A 15,469-nucleotide genomic window follows, 5' to 3' on the forward strand; every position below is an offset into this window, starting at 1 on the left:
GGATGCTTTGGCCAGAGCAGTTACACCAAAGTATGACCTTAAGGTCAAAAGCAGCATATCGCTTAAAACTCCTCTTTTTTAATGTCAATGCATCGATTAATATGAAACTGATCGACAAGAGTCGATTTAAGAATCTAAACAAGATATCTAAATGGAGACTTTAGCATGAAATCAATCCCCGGCCTTATATTGGTTGTCAGCCTTTGTCTATCGCAGGCTTGCTCGAATCCCTTTGCACGAAATGATTGCGAACTGAACGAAGCCGAACCAGCGGAAGCATTGTGTGCTGTTATAAGGATATTGTTTACGACAGAACCGGAATTCGATACTCCTTCGGAGATCCAAAATCGAAATGCTGCGATTGCGTTTGCCTGTTCAGCAGCGATAGCTGCTCGCGAGAAGTGCGACAGTAAGTAGCAGGATAACCGGGATTAAAGTCAGTAAAAGGCAATGCTCCCTCGTTTCTCGGCCGTCTGAATAAAACGCAATTCCTATGGGCAATGTCGATGTGGTATAACAACCTTTCAAAAGACGATAATTCCGGGAATGATCTATACCCACTGTTTATGTACTATTTAATGGCTCATAACGTCGCGCCGGCCCAGTTTGGTGTTGATGAGGCCTCCTACTATCACGACCAGTTCGGGTCAACCGTGCTTAAAACTCGTAATCGTCGTGCGAACAGCCACTGGATTGCAAGAGCGAACCGTGAGGTCTTCAGTCATGATTCCTGGAGCAGAATTCATAGGCGAGAGTATAAAGCGACGCCTAAAAGATGGGGAAGGTTACGGGGGGCAGTGGCTGCGGTGAATACTGCATTCTCCTGGGCCGGCCAGGCAAGCCTTACGATAGCCGGAACAGTTACTTTTGGAGTCGCGAATATGCTTAACGGAACAAAATATCTGGATAGCCCGAAGAAATGGAGATTGTGAGAGGATAGATATGAAGAAGTCATTTGTTTTTATTGTTTTGTTGCTTGCTCAATCTCTGAGCATGTGTATCAAATCAGAACGATACATATGTAAGAAGGATCTGGAAGAGGAAGACTTTTTTAAAAATCCAGTCGCTTGCGCTGGTTATATCGAGAGTATTGAGATGAAAGCATACTACGAAGGAATCGGCGATTTATCCAATGCTCAAAAATCCGAACGGAATCGGGATATTTTCCTTCTCTATTGTGTTGAATACCTGGTAGAGTACGAAAAATGCAGCCACAAATCCACAATTAAGCCAGCCGATATTGAGTTGTAGTTGCTGTCCCTAATCAACAGCAATGTTTCACACTGACAGGAGTATCGCCGTCAAGAGCAAGATGGAATTCAATTCGCCTTCATACTGCTCCCATAAACCCCGCGCAAGGGATGCGCAGGGTGGCGAAGCCAGCCCCCGCAGCGCAGCGAGGAGGCCGGAGCGAAGCGGAGCCCGCAGCAGCCCGATCGCCCAGAGGCCCATGCGAATACGGTATGTCTGCGATATGGGCGATGCGCCCGTAAACGTTAGCCGCAAAGGCCGGCTCACCCGCTCCAGCCCGCGCGCAGCCGCTCGAACTTTTCCCTATTGAAACACCGACGCTACCAAGCATCTCCCGTCTAACCAACTCCATCACGCCTGCACCCACCCGAATCCCCGCCTGGCAGGGCCCGCTCGCTCCCCCTGTGTGCGCCGAGATGACGCCTCCTTGCGTCAATCGTCGCCGCTCCGCACTCCTGCTCCGCTACACAGGGGGAGCGAGCAGGCTGGAATGAAAGCCAATAGAACACCTGAATTAATGCCGGTTGTCCCGTCTGGCCCATTCCAGCCCGCACGCATCCATCTACCACGAGTTCCGTTCCGCACGCAGCCGCTCGAACCAGGCCTGGTGCTCAACCGAACAACGAAGCACCACCCGCGTGGTGAGGGCGGCTGCGTGCGGAACTTGCCTTTAGCGGATCACACGGTGATTGACGCGCACCTCCCAGGCGGCGACGAAGGGAATGCGTTCGGCGTTTTCGACTAAATACTGATCGATCTTCGCGCGGTCCGGCAGCGTCGGATCTTCGGCCTTCCGGTAGCGACGCACGATGGCGTCGATACGTTCGACGATCTTTCCTTTAAGATAGTTCTGCCATTCGAGCGATCCTTCGGCCTGAAAGTAATCGTAGAAGTCGATCTCGTCGCGATAAACGGGCAGCTTTACCTCGGCCAGACGCGCATCGGGCACGTTGATGGCGGCGCCCGTGATCTCGTTACCCGCCGTTTCGCGCTGAATCCGCTCCATATTGTGCATGAGGAATTTTTGAACCGACGTCTGCTGTAGCGTCCACTTGACGAGTTCGGCGATGCTTGCAAAAACGGGAGACGGAATATGCTTCTCGATATAGGCTTCTTTGCTCAGGCCGGCAGCCGTCGCCCGATCGCCAGTGCCATCGCCATCAAGGATATCACGAATCACGCGATCATAGTCCTTGCGGAATCCGATCTGGCCCGACGAGTTCTTCTTCAAATAGCCGAGGGACGCCAGCGCCTTTGCAAAGGTCGCCGCATCCATGCTCTTCACACCGCCCGATTGCTCGATCTGCGAGAAGGCGCCTTCTACCGATTTGCGATACTGTGAACCCGACGTAATGCGCCGCAGGTCGTCGTGCAGCGTGGCGTCATACTCATAGGCTCCGGCCGCATTCTTCACGACAAGCTCGTAGTGTACGAGTCCTTTCCAGAGCTGTGCCGGATTGATATAGTTCTTCCAGCGAAAGGGATCGGGAAAATACTTCGCGTCGAACTCGGCATCGTTGAAAATATGCAGCGGATGGGCGCGCTCGGCGATAACGGCATGATAATCGGCCTCGGAATCCTTGAGCGAAGGCATGCGGTAGAGCGGCAGCCCAAGACCGATGCCGACGCTCATGATCTCGTAAGGCTTGCACAGGTTAGGCAGCTCGAAGCATTCTACTGAAATATCCAGCTCCGCCTGCTGTCTTTTCAGATAGTGGTCCATGCGCGAAGGTAGATCGTTCTTGCTTTTCTCGGGAATCGTATCGCCCTCTTCGAACACGTTGATGGCAAAGCGCGAGATCGTACGGTAGTATTCCATCGCTTTCAGGCCCGAGGCATCGACGGTGATATAGGGTCGTGAGAAGCCGTCGAGTTTTTCGAGCAGATTCTTTAAGGGGATCTTGCGATCCGAGAGTACCTTTTCAATCGAGATCGATTCGAAGTTGAAGCCCTCGAAGCGTTTGCGAATGATTTTATAGAGCCCGAGGCGAAGGGTTTCGATCTCGATCTCAGTCATCGTCGCCTCATCAATCTGAAGCGAGGCCTTCTCAGCGTTATACAGAATGTCGCGGGCTTCGTCGGGCTTTTTGTCGAGAATGTCGGCGCCGGCCTCGGACTGAATCATTGCATTCAGCTCATCCTCTGAAAGTTCGAGAACGGCGATGCCTTTTTTGCCGATGAGCCAGGTCTGCACGATCTGAAACGTATCGTCGCCGCGGTCCATGGCGAGAAAATCGACCTCGTTGCACAGATCGTCCACAGAGATGCGTGCGGCGAAATAGCGATTCACAAAGTTCTTGATCTCGTCTTTGTTTACGAGATAGAAAAAGAGCGGATTGATCTTCTGAAGAAGCTCAAAATGAAGCGACTGCACCTCTTCTTCAAAGCGGCGCGAAAGCAGACGCAGCTTTTCATCAAGCGGATTGAGAAGCTCATTACGAAGCCTGTAAAGCACGGACTTCATATCGCGAATAAACTCTTCAGAGGCCTGAAGCATCGTCTCATGCATCAGCTGCAGATGATTCGTACGGATCATCTGATAAACGGCCTCAGCCTTCTGAGCGTCCGTCTTCTGTTCGAGCTCGCCCAGCAGCTTTGAGATCTCGGAATCGGCGTAGAACTGCAATCCGACACGACACTTATAATAGTGCGCCTGATAGCTTTCAAGGCGCTGGAAGATCTGCTTTGTAAGCTCCTGACAGAAGAGAAAGCCGCGCTTCGGATCTTTCGTCACCGTGGCCACCATGTCGCGCATCACCTGCTCGGCCTTTTCCAGCTCCAGCTTCCACCGGCTTTCCATGCGACGCAGCATGCGCGATTTGTGATTCTCCATCTCGCCGCGGCCATAGTCGCGATTCAAAAGTTCGAGGATCGAATAGACCTCGTTTGCATCTTTCTTCTGTAACGCACGGGCCAGTCGATCCCGGTAAGGGTTGAACTCAGCCTGCCAGTCCATGCGGTAATCGGGGTACATGCGCTGAAAGATCAGCTTTGCGTTCAAGCGCAGGGCGCGCACAAGGCCACGCGACAGGTCGCCGAACGTTTCTTTAAGAAGTTCTACGTTTACGGGTGAATAGAACGATCGAATCACCTTCATCGATACCAGTCTGAAGCCGATATCGCGCATCTGCGGCGCCGGATACATCACCCGCGAGATGCCAAACGAGTTATACGAGGCGCGACGCTTCGGCTCCGCCCCCTCAAGAGGATAATAGATGTTCGTGCGCGTCGAGTCGTTCACCATGCGCTCTTCGATGGCGCCGCCGGCCGTCGAAGCGACGAACGTATAGATGAACTGTCCGGTCAGCTCCTGCACCTGATCCCGATCTTGAAGAACGTTACCCGACAGGTTCTCGACGTCGAGCAGGTAGAGCATTCCGTCGTTGAAAATGCGATCCTCGAAGCGGATCGTATGACCGCCCGGATAAATGGCCTGAAACGGGTTACCGCTCATAAAATAATCGAATTCTTTAAGTGCGGCATAGGCGTTGGCGCGAGCGTTGCGGTTATACACCACACGCTTGAAGGCCGACGGCAGAACGATGACGCCGTATATCTTCGGCTGCGGCCAGGTATCTTTAAAGATATCGCGAATCAGAGCCGCCATATCGAGGATCATGCCGTTACCGGTTCCGCCGACGACCGAGCCCGTTATGAAGATCGAGATCTGTCCGGCTCGCGGCGCATGACGCAGCTCAAACACCATCTCTTTCGGTGCGCGTTCCGGGCTGATCTCAAAGTAGCTGCCCTGCTCATCGCGCGGGAATATTCCCAGATGAACCTCTTCGGGCGGCAGATGCGGACAGAGAATCGAGCGCATCTGCTCGTCCATTGTCAGCTTCAGCACATCATGGTGCCGGGGGATCTGCTCGTCGATATAGTATCGATTGCGCCCGGCTTCAGGGCGGATGACGACGCGCATCACTTCGGGCTGCGACTGCTCCTGCACATCCATCAAACGAAAGTACTTCGGATCATTGGAAAGAGATTCAAGCATCTCCTTCTCTTTGATCAGGGTGTTGCGGATCTTTTCAAAATTATGGAAGAAGGCCAGGCGGCCCAGCGCTCGCGTCTGATTCGCACCCTGACCCGATCGCGTCGAAATATTGAAGACGTCGGGGTCGGGTAACCATCGGTATGCCGGATCTTCCGTTCGCAGCTTTCGCAGATACTCGATGGAAAGATCGGCCGGCGTCGGCGTGCCGATGTACAGCATACGCTGATCGTCCTGATAGAACTGCTGATCGCCCGGAAAGCGATAGCTGCCGCCTTTGCCCTCGATGCTTGTGCCGATGTCGGTCGTATCGATGCCGATCCAGCGCAGATAACGCCGCGCCTCGGCGGGCATATTCTTTTCGATATAGTTACGTCCCGACAGTATGCCTTTCATGCCCGAGCCGCCAAGGCCCAGGATGAGCGATTTTCGGACCATGGGCAGGTCGTCTTTGAGAACGCGAACGGCCGATTGATGAAAGAGATTCTCGCCCATACGCCTACGCCGTCTCGCCTTCGTTTGCCGTTCCGCGCGAAAGGAACGGATCGATCATCGGATACAGCCCTTCATCGGTAGGATGGGCGACGTCATAGCCCGGGAAGATGCGAAAGAGACGCAGGTAGAAATCCTGATCGAGCCGCGTATATTCTCCGGTTTTGATCTCGATCGGCTTCGTGAATAAATGGAATTCGAAATATCCGCGCACGAACTTGCCGTCATGCCGCAGACGCTCGCCCAGCTGCAGGCGGATGGGCTCTTTTGCATCAATTTGTTCGAAGTTTGCATCGCCCTCAGGGTCGCGCTCCTTTTGAATTAAAAGACGCTCTCGCGAACCCATCTCGCGAAAGCCGGTCTCGCCGGGAAGATGAATGAGCACCTTGCCAGAGCGGCGTAGATCGATGCTGTACTTTTGAACGAGCTGTTGCGCCGTATCGTAGATATCGCGATCGGGGTCTTCGCGCAGGCGAAGCAGAATATCGAGATGGTTTTCGAGTATCTCGGTGCTGTATGTCTTGATGCTGCCCTCTTTGCGTCCGATGACGATCTGCTTGCTTTTTACGTCTTTGCCGGCCAGAGAAAACTTGAAAACCAGCCCGGGGTCGGGCAGATTCTTAGGATCGACGGCTGACGAAGGCACCGACTGTCGCACCGGTTGTTTCGCGGGCAGTGGCGGCTTTGCCGCCGGTTGCGGAGCTCGATCGGGTACGGGGCCAGCCTGCAGGGCTCGGTTCTTTAACAGTAAGGCCAGGTTGGCGGCCAGGGAGGCGATCAGGCCAATATCAAGGGCAATGGTCAGCACGACAAGATACAGATCTTTACTTCGAGCAAATACCGGTATCAGCAGAAGCAGTATGACGATAAGGAATGCGATGAATACCTTCACCCCCAGCATATCGGGACCTGCCGACTTATTCTTTTCAGTATCCGCCGCTCGTTTTGCCATATCTATCTCTCTACTATATTAGAACCCGCAGGCTCTTCACCAATCAACATGTACCGGTCCATGCACCGGTTTATGAAGGCCACCACTTACAGTTCGACGACCTTTCCGCCAAGATCCTCATCAAAACTCGCATCGGCCTGCGCAGATGGCGCGGGCTGCGCACTCTGCGCGGCCTCCGCCTGCCGGACTCCCTTTGGAGGAGGAGTGGATCTCGACGAAGATGCGTCTGATTTTGCTTTGCCCGGCCCGGTCGTTTCCGTAAAATCGGCAGAGTCTTCAGATGAGGCGGATTCCTCGGCAAGGCTCAGAAGCGGATCGGTCATGAAATCTTCAGATGTCTTTGCCGACTGTCTTCCTTTTATCGGCTCGTCGTCTATAGCAAGATCGACATCGGGATCAAAGATCCGAAGGGAACGCAGATGCGGATTTGCTCGGGCCATAACGCATGACATAGCAAAAGGATATTTCTGGAAAGTGTTTTTTAACCTTCAGAGATAGGAGGCGATAGCGGAAGCAAGGAGCAGCGGCGATCAGGGGCTTTTCCAGCTGCCTATTTCGCGATGAAGCACATCCTCACGCGGAAGCACGGAACGCAGGCGACGCACCGGTTTATTCAACTGCCGTCTGATCTCGGGGATCATCTCAATCGTCGCCCGATAGCCTTCGGCGATCGACGTCTCGCCCTCATGAAAATCCAGGAAGCCCACACTGTTCAGGTTCGGCGCTATCGTAATCTCTGCCTTCATATGAGCCATATTCGTTTCGCGCACGCGATTCATCATCGTCTCGATCGATCGATGCACGACATCGGCGAGCGAATCAGGCACGGTACTTGATAGATTCGCATTGAGATCCACTGCGATAACGATATCGGCTCCGAGCGCACGCGCAAGATCGACGGGAACAGGATTGAGCATACCGCCGTCGGCAAGCATCATGTTTCCGTACTCAAGCGGAGTGAAAAATCCGGGAACGGCGACGGTGCTTCGAATCGCCGGAATCAAAGGCCCGCTTGTAATATGGACCTCTTTCATCGAGATGAGATCGGTGGCAACCATGCCAAGAGGCAACGTTAGCTGCCTGAAGTCTCGCACAGGCAGATAGGCTTCAAGAAAATTGGCAAGCCAGCGCTTTCCGGTGATCATGCCGGCGTTACCAAGTCCGAAGTCAAGGTGTGCGATCGTACTGCCGAACCCCTTGTAGTTACGAACAAACTCTTCGAGATTATCAAGGGCTGACGCCGCGTAAAAGGCGGCCACAACGCCGCCCGCAGATGTACCGGTTACGATCTTCGGTCGGATGCCCTCTTCGGCGAGCGCTCGCAGAACGCCGATATGCGCCCAGCCCCGGGCAGAGCCGGAGCCGAGCGCAATACCGATCACGGGACGACCGATCTTAAATCCCGCAAGCCTCATCGATCAGACGGCGGCGCCGGCTCGAACCTCGACGCGACTCTCGCCGCCGACGCGAACAAGATTCGCCGTCAGCATGGCAAAGGAGTCACGGTTATAGCCGTCTACGAGCTGACGACGACGATCGACGTTCTCGCCCTGCTTCACAAGACGGTCGATGGAGCGCTCAAGCAGAAGACCGTTGATATAACGGGCGGCCGACTCGACGACCTCGAATGCAAGCGCATCCTTCTGTTCGCCTTCGCTGATTTCGCGATACGCACGCACGATCTCTTCGAAGATCTCGAAGTTGCGCTTGAGCATCGTTGAAGGTTCGAAGCCTTTGAGCGTTTCGTCGATGTAGGCGCGAAGATGCCCGGACGGAGTCATGCCCGAAACGACGCCGCCTATAGCTGCGACGACCTGCAGCTGCGTCGTACCTTCGTAAATGTTCGTGATGCGGGCATCGCGATAGATGCGGGCGACGTCGTATTCTTCTGTATAACCTGCGCCGCCATGGATCTGCACGGCGTCGAAGGCAAGCTTGTTCGTCAGCTCGGAAGTATAGTACTTCGAAAGCGGAGTGAAAAGATCGGCCAGCTTCTCCCACTTCTTCACCAGTTCGTCGCGGCGCACGTCACGGTCGGCCATGCCTTCATGTGCGAGGCGGTGCTTACGCCAGTGATACATGTCGACGCTCGTCGCAGCTTCGAGAAGCAGGCAGCGCATGGCGATGATCTCACGCTCCATGCCTTCAAGCATCTTCGCCACGGCGGGAATCTTATCGATAGTCTTGCCGAACTGCACGCGCTCCGAGGCGTACTTCTTCGCTTCGTAAAAAGCGGCGCTTGCAATGCCCATCGACTGAGCGGCAATAGAGAGACGAGCGCCGTTCATCATGCCCATCGCGTATTTTACAAGGCCCTTGCCTTCTTCGCCGATCAGCAGCGCCGGAGAGTTATCATAAACGACCTCGCATGTTGGCGAGATATGAAGACCCATCTTCTTTTCGATGCCGGCGATTTCTACGTCCTGCCCTTTTACGAGAAAGAAAGAGAGCCCGCGTCCGCCGCTTTCGGGACCGCCCGTGCGCGCAAGCGTAAGGATAACGGCCGGGGTATCGCCGAAGCCGCAGCCATGCGTGATGAAACGTTTCGTTCCCGTGATACGCCATGTTCCATCGGCGCCTTTCTCGGCCTTCGTACGAACGTTCTGCAAATCCGAGCCGTAGTTCGGTTCGGTCAGGGCCATGGCCCCCCACAGATCGCCGGCTGCCATCTGCGGCACCCATTCTTCGATCATCTCGTCAGAGGCGAAGCTTTCGATCGTTTCGCCGAGATTCACACATCCCATGGCGATGGCGAAGGCGGCATCAGCGCGAGAGATCGTCTCCATCATCATCACCTGGGCCGTTACGGGAAGACCGAGGCCACCGTAATGACGCGTGATCGAATAGGGCATGATACCGGCCTCTTTCACCGATTTCATGCACGCCACCATCTCGTCGGGAAAGGTTACCTTACCGCTGTTAAACTTCAGGCCCGTATGATCCATGACCTGTGCTTTCGGAGCGATCTCCTTGCCGGCTATCTCTCCGGTCGATTCAAGGATGGTGCGATAGAAATCGACGGCTTCTTGATGGTTAGAAGGGGCCATCGCCAGGCGCTCATTCCCATCTTTCTGATAGGACTTTGCATCTTCAAAACCGTTCTCATAGGTATCGATGATGTCGTTCCAGCTCATGATCTTCTCAAACTGTAGAGTAAGATCCTCGTTGTCTGAAAAATAGTTGTTCTGAATCATAGCTCCTCCTCGAGCAATGTCTCTTTTTGAACCGGTCCTGAACCTTTTTGAGTCTCAGGACCGGGGCGGTTTTGGTACCGGGCGGCAGGCTCATGAAAGCGTCTCGTCTGCTTGAGACGATTTCATCAAATTGCATAAATAACCCGTGTTCAGTTCCAGAAAAACCTGCATTGACACTCAGGTCAACTCCCTCTGCACGCGTATCGGCTTGTTTTTGCGTCATCCGTCTTATCGAACATGCGTCGATCGCTTCTCTCCTACCTGACATTTGCAGCTCTCGCAACCATCGCTATCGCCTCCGTTCCGGCGCTGCTTGCTTTTAAAGAGCATCTGCCCTTTTCTCAGGGCTTTCACGGCCTTACCTCGGATCGCCTCGCGCCGGATTTTGAGCTGACGGACACATCGGGAAAGCCCGCTCGACTCTCTGATATCAAAGGATACCGTTACGTTTTCTTCGGATTCAGCCGCTGCACGACGGTCTGCCCGTCGACCTGGGCAGAGCTGCGACGTCTACAGGCAGGCTTTGATGAAGCGTCGGCTCCGAAGATCGTCTTTGTCAGTATTGATTCTCATTATGATAGCCCTGCCGAGCTTTCCAAACGCTTCGCCGGATTCGGTCCGAACTTTATTGCACTCACGGGCAGCGCAGACCGGATTCGGAGCATCGCCGCCGACTATCGCATCCTGATTCCGCAGAGCACGGCCGAAACGATCCATCATTCCGGTACGCTTTATCTTGTGCGCCCGGATGGTCGCATCGCCCTGATCTATCTGACATCGCCCGATTCCGAAACTCTGCTTGCCGACCTCAAGCAACTGAAATAATGAGAGCCATGACACAGATCAGCGAAAAGGCGCATGACGCCCTTCAGCGCGAACGACAGAAAGCCGACGGATTCCTGTTTTACCTTCTAATCGGCCACGTTCCGTTTGCGGCGCTGATCTTCCCTTATGGATACGATACCTACTGGGTCGGCATCTCTGGAGCGGCCGTGCTCTTTGTCGTTACCGTTCTCGGGAGATTTCTGCTTCGCAAGACCGTTCTTCTGCGGCATCTCTATGCCGTTACGCTTCTCAGCTATTCCATTCTCTTTATACAGGTGCAGATGGGTCGCATCGAGATGCACTTCCACATCTTCGGAGCCCTGGCCTTTCTTCTGATCTATAGAGACTGGAAGCCCGTCATTACCGGAGCCGGTCTGGCCGCCGTACATCACGTCGTTTTCAATCTCTGTCAGCAGTATGACATCGCCATTCTCGGTATTCCCGTGAAGGTTTTCAATTATGGTACGGGATGGGATATCGTAACGCTACACGCCTTCTTCGTCGTCTTTGAGTCGAGCATACTCGTTTATTATGCGTTAACCTTTCGCGCGAATTTTCTCAAGAATCAGGATCAGATCCGTCGTCTTGATGCCGTGACCGAAGAGCTGAATCGCATCGTCCAGAAATCGTGGGATGTGTCGCAGAAGCTGCGCGACGATACGGCTACGCTTGTGAGCAGCTCGGCTACGCTTTCGAGCATCGCCAGCGAAACGGCAGCCGGCGTCGAAGAGATCAACGCAGGGCTCGATAGCATCTTCAGAGCAAGCGAAGACATCAGCCAGAACACGACGGCACAGACGCAGCATCTTGGCGAGATCCGCTCGACGACGGACGATGTGCAGAAGATCAGCGATCAGATCACCGTCGAGATCCAGAAGACGGGAACCGTTATGAACGAGGCCGTTCAGGGAGCGAACGAAGGAAATCGCTCGATTCAATCGATCACGCAGACGATGGATGCGGTGCGCGAAAGCTCCAACGAGATGCTCGACATCGTCGATATCATCAACGAGATCGCCGAACAGGTCAGCCTGCTCTCACTCAACGCCTCGATCGAAGCGGCTCGTGCCGGCGAATCAGGAAGAGGCTTTGCCGTCGTCGCACAGGAGATCAGCAAGCTGGCGCAGCGAACGGCCGACAGTACGCGCAACATCAACGAACTCATCGGTCGCAACGCCTCTGAAATCGAAACGGGCCTGAAAGTCGTGACGACCGGCTCAGAGAAGATACGCATGATGATCACGCGTATTGAAGAGGCGAATCGTTTTATTCAGGGCATCAACCGAGCCATGCAACAATTCGCCGACGGATACCGCTCCATTCACAGCGGCGTCGAATCGGCGGCGGCGGTTTCTCGTAGAATCCTTGATGCCACCGACGCCGAGAAGAACGCCATACAGGAAGTGATCGGCACCATCTCGCATATCAACTCCTCGGCGCAGGGGCAGGCGCGCGAATCCGACGAGTTGCGTATTCTTGCCGAGAAGAACCGGCAGCTGCTTGACGAATTGCAGGGCGTATTACAGACGCTGCTCGACTCGGGCCGAAGCAAATTGCAGCTCTGATATCATGCAGACGGCTTCGCAGCGCCTCTTATTAAAGTGGGCGGGATTGCATTATCTGGCCTATATCGCCATGCAAACGATGGCTCTTTTCGCCGAAACGCGCAGAGGGCCGACGTTACCCGACCTTTTGCTTGATCGCATTCCCGTCGACCGATCCTTCGACTGGGTCAATTCGCAGTTCTGGCTACCGGCGCTTCTTTTGAGCCTGCTTCTGCTTGCGATCTACAGGCGCGCCTTATGCATAACCTATCTGAAAATCGGAGCGGCAGTCAGCGTCGTGCGCGGCATTTTCATCGTCCTGACGTCGCTCGGTCCTCCGGCCGGCGTCGCCGAGCACACATCAGAGGCGATGCTTTCGCTTTCGCTGGCCGACTTCAGTCCGTCCTTTCTCATGAGGCAGTGGTTTCCCGTCGACGCCTTCTGGGGCGGTTCGGGGCTTTCGGCCGTGTATCTCACGCAAGATCTGTTTTTCTCGGGCCATACGGCGACGACGTTTCTCCTGGTGTTGATCACGCGAAAGGAACGACGGTTCTTCGTTCCCTTTCTCGTCTTTCACGTCATCACCGTCACCTTCTTATTTGTAACGCATGAGCATTACAGCATCGACGTCTTTGGCGCTTACTTCGTCGTATACGCTCTCTATCATTTCTTTAAAGAGCGTCGGTGGATTCAAGATGAACACTACCCGGCCTGAAATGCAGGAGCGGCGTTCAGGGCATAGGGTGCAGAGAGCCTTGAGAGAAACCCTTGAGAGTCGGCAGCCGTCAGAGCACGCCGTGAAGCGAGGCTCGATAAAGCACGGCCAGCGTAACGGCGTTGTGAATCGTACCGTCGAGAATGGCCTGCCGCACCTGCTGCCGATCGAGTATAACGACGTCGATCTCTTCTTCTGCATCCAGACTCTGCTCGGCTACCGGCCTGATATTGCGGGCAACAAAAACATGCACGTGGTTGCGAATCAACGCCGGATTCGAATAAAAGCTGCCCAGAAACGTCCATTCGCCTTCGCCGAATCCCGTCTCTTCGGCTAACTCACGACGCCCGGCCTCAAGCATGTCCTCGCCTTCGTCGATGATACCGGCCGGCACCTCAAGGCCAAATCGCTCGGCGGCCTGCCTGTACTGCTTCACAAAGATGATGCGGCCGTCGGGAAGCACGGGAATGACGTTAATCCAGTCCCGAGTCTCGATCAGGTAAAAGTCATGCTCGACGCCGCTTGCCTGCGACTGGCGATCGTGACGGTGCACCGAGAACCAACCGCAGTCGTACTCGACTTTGCGGCCGTTCTCTTTCCAGGGAAGAAGCGATCCGGCGCCTCCGGCTTCGGCCGGAGGCCGGGACGATGCGTCGGCCATCAGTTCAGCGGAATCGTGCGGATGCGCAGTTCTTGCAGCTGCTTCACATCGACCGACGACGGAGACTGCGACATCAAACAGAAGCCCTTCTGCGTTTTCGGGAAGGCGATGACGTCACGGATGCTTTCCCGATGCAGGAAGAGCGTCAGCACGCGGTCGATACCGAAGGCGATGCCGCCATGCGGAGGAGCTCCGTAGGAAAGCGCATCAAGCAGGAAGCCGAATTTCTCGCGGGCCTCTTCTTCGTTGATTCCAAGACGGCGCAGAACGGCAAGCTGCATCTCGGCATTATGAATACGAATCGAGCCGCCTCCGATCTCTGAGCCGTTAAGAACAAGGTCGTAGGCGCGCGACAGGATCTTATCGCCTTCTTTCTTGAAGCGCTCTTCGTCGAAAAGGATGTCAAGATGCTCGTCCAGCGGAGCCGTAAAGGGATGGTGAACGGAGGCTAACTCTCCCGAATCGGCGTCCCGTTCGAACAGAGGAAAGCCCTCGACCCAGACGATCGCCCAGGCGTTCTCAGGAATCAGATTGAAGCGCTTCGCCATGCGCAGACGCAGGTTGCCCAGCGTATCGTGCACCACTTTCGGCTTATCGCCGGCGAAGAAGATGATGTCGCCCGGCTTTGATCCGGTGCGGACGGCCAGCTCTTTCAGAAGATCTTCGTTAAAGAATTTCGATACGACCGATTTCAGTCCGTCGGCCTCATGCTTCATCCATGCAAGTCCGCCGGCCTTGAAGTCCTGCTTTACCCATTCGGTAAGCTCGTCGATGTCTTTGCGCGAAAGCTCGGCGCCGCCGGGAACGCACAGCGCCTTCACACGTCCGCCTTTTTCGACGGCCGTCTTGAATACCTGGAATTCGCTGCGCTGCGCTATATCGGCGATATCGACTAACTTCATATCAAAACGCAGATCGGGACGGTCCGTGCCGTAATTCTCGACGGCGTCGTAATGGCTCATGCGCGGGAACTCGGCAGGAAGCTGCACCTCGAAGACCTCTTTGATGACAGAACGCCACATCTTTTCAAGCGTGTCAGTGACGACGCCTTCGTCGACGAAGCTCATCTCCATATCAAGCTGGGTGAATTCGGGCTGACGATCGGCGCGAAGGTCTTCGTCGCGAAAGCACTTCACGATCTGAAAATATTTCTCGAAGCCGGCCACCATCAGGATCTGCTTGAAAAGCTGCGGCGACTGCGGCAGAGCATAGAACTTATTCGGCGAAAGACGCGAAGGCACAAGGAAGTCACGGGCCCCTTCGGGCGTCGATTTATTCAGCACCGGCGTCTCGACCTCGATAAAGCCGTCGCCCTCAAGATGACGTCGGATGGACTGATTCAGTCGCGAACGCAAGATCATCGCATCGCGCATCTCGTCGCGACGCAGATCAAGATAACGAAAGCGCAGTCGAGTCTCTTCGCCTACGTCGGAATACTCGTCGATGGGGAACGGAAGCGGACGGGAACGGTTCAGGATGATGAATTCTTTTACAAGCAGCTCCACCTCGCCGGTGGCCAGCTTCGCATTCACCGCCTCGGGCGCTCGCTTGCGCAGCGTGCCTTCGACTCCGATGACGAATTCGCCGCGCAGAGCCTGCGCCTCGTCAAAGCGGTCTTTCAATTCTGATTTATCAAATACAAGCTGTAAGATGCCGCTGCGATCTCGCAGGTCGACGAAAACAAGGCCCCCCTGATCCCGGTAACGGAATACCCAGCCCGAAACCATGACGGTGCTTCCGGCATTGGCGGCGCGCAGATCGCCGGCCTTCTGTCGGTTGCGATTGAGGCGGGCAATGTAGGCGGTTTCCTGAGCTGTAAACGAAAGAGGAGCTTCACTCAT

General features: G+C 54.8%; 11 protein-coding genes. 4 read left to right on the plus strand and 7 right to left on the minus strand.

Annotated features, from left to right (window positions below; genetic code table 11):
• Positions 1-942 precede the first annotated feature (942 nt).
• On the plus strand, positions 943-1,251 hold the full coding sequence (locus tag LEPIL_RS11435) for a hypothetical protein (RefSeq protein WP_002772655.1): 309 nt from the start codon (positions 943-945) through the stop codon (positions 1,249-1,251).
• Between the two features lie 670 nt (positions 1,252-1,921).
• Here the strand turns inward: LEPIL_RS11435 and LEPIL_RS11445 are convergent.
• The 5 genes from LEPIL_RS11445 to LEPIL_RS11465 form a co-directional block, all read right to left on the minus strand.
• Positions 1,922-5,740 carry a tubulin-like doman-containing protein gene (locus LEPIL_RS11445; RefSeq protein WP_002772656.1) on the minus strand — a complete coding sequence of 1,273 codons (3,819 nt, stop codon included), beginning with the start codon at positions 5,738-5,740 and terminating at the stop codon, positions 1,922-1,924.
• A 4-nt stretch (positions 5,741-5,744) separates the two neighbouring features.
• Positions 5,745-6,689: a hypothetical protein gene (locus LEPIL_RS11450; protein ID WP_002772657.1), complete on the minus strand. Its 945-nt coding sequence runs from the start codon at positions 6,687-6,689 to the stop codon at positions 5,745-5,747.
• A gap of 86 nt (positions 6,690-6,775) precedes the next feature.
• Entirely contained in the window at positions 6,776-7,129 is a 354-nt protein-coding gene (locus LEPIL_RS11455; protein WP_002772658.1) for a hypothetical protein, read from the minus strand.
• A gap of 90 nt (positions 7,130-7,219) precedes the next feature.
• On the minus strand, positions 7,220-8,104 hold the full coding sequence (locus LEPIL_RS11460) for a patatin-like phospholipase family protein (protein WP_002772659.1): 885 nt from the start codon (positions 8,102-8,104) through the stop codon (positions 7,220-7,222).
• Between the two features lie 3 nt (positions 8,105-8,107).
• Positions 8,108-9,883, minus strand: a complete 1,776-nt coding sequence (locus LEPIL_RS11465; RefSeq protein WP_002772660.1) for an acyl-CoA dehydrogenase family protein — start codon at positions 9,881-9,883, stop codon at positions 8,108-8,110.
• A 237-nt stretch (positions 9,884-10,120) separates the two neighbouring features.
• Between LEPIL_RS11465 and LEPIL_RS22085 the strand changes: the two genes are divergently transcribed.
• Genes LEPIL_RS22085 through LEPIL_RS11480 form a run of 3 tightly spaced genes read left to right on the plus strand, consistent with a single transcriptional unit; the run spans position 10,121 to position 12,967 of the window.
• Complete coding sequence (locus LEPIL_RS22085; protein WP_002772661.1) at positions 10,121-10,708, plus strand: SCO family protein; 588 nt, start codon at positions 10,121-10,123, stop codon at positions 10,706-10,708.
• Between the two features lie 8 nt (positions 10,709-10,716).
• Positions 10,717-12,273, plus strand: a complete 1,557-nt coding sequence (locus LEPIL_RS22090) for a methyl-accepting chemotaxis protein (protein WP_157135065.1) — start codon at positions 10,717-10,719, stop codon at positions 12,271-12,273.
• Between the two features lie 4 nt (positions 12,274-12,277).
• Positions 12,278-12,967: a phosphatase PAP2-related protein gene (locus tag LEPIL_RS11480; protein ID WP_002772663.1), complete on the plus strand. Its 690-nt coding sequence runs from the start codon at positions 12,278-12,280 to the stop codon at positions 12,965-12,967.
• Between the two features lie 70 nt (positions 12,968-13,037).
• On the opposite strand, the gene LEPIL_RS11485 is transcribed toward LEPIL_RS11480, so the two are convergent.
• Together LEPIL_RS11485 and aspS are read right to left on the minus strand one after the other, a co-directional pair.
• Entirely contained in the window at positions 13,038-13,628 is a 591-nt protein-coding gene (locus LEPIL_RS11485; protein WP_002772664.1) for an NUDIX hydrolase, read from the minus strand.
• Entirely contained in the window at positions 13,628-15,469 is a 1,842-nt protein-coding gene (gene aspS, locus LEPIL_RS11490; protein WP_002772665.1) for an aspartate--tRNA ligase, read from the minus strand. The genes LEPIL_RS11485 and aspS overlap by 1 nt, the downstream gene beginning before the upstream one ends.

Source organism: Leptonema illini DSM 21528 (assembly GCF_000243335.1).
Classification (GTDB): Bacteria; Spirochaetota; Leptospiria; order Leptospirales; family Leptonemataceae; genus Leptonema; species Leptonema illini.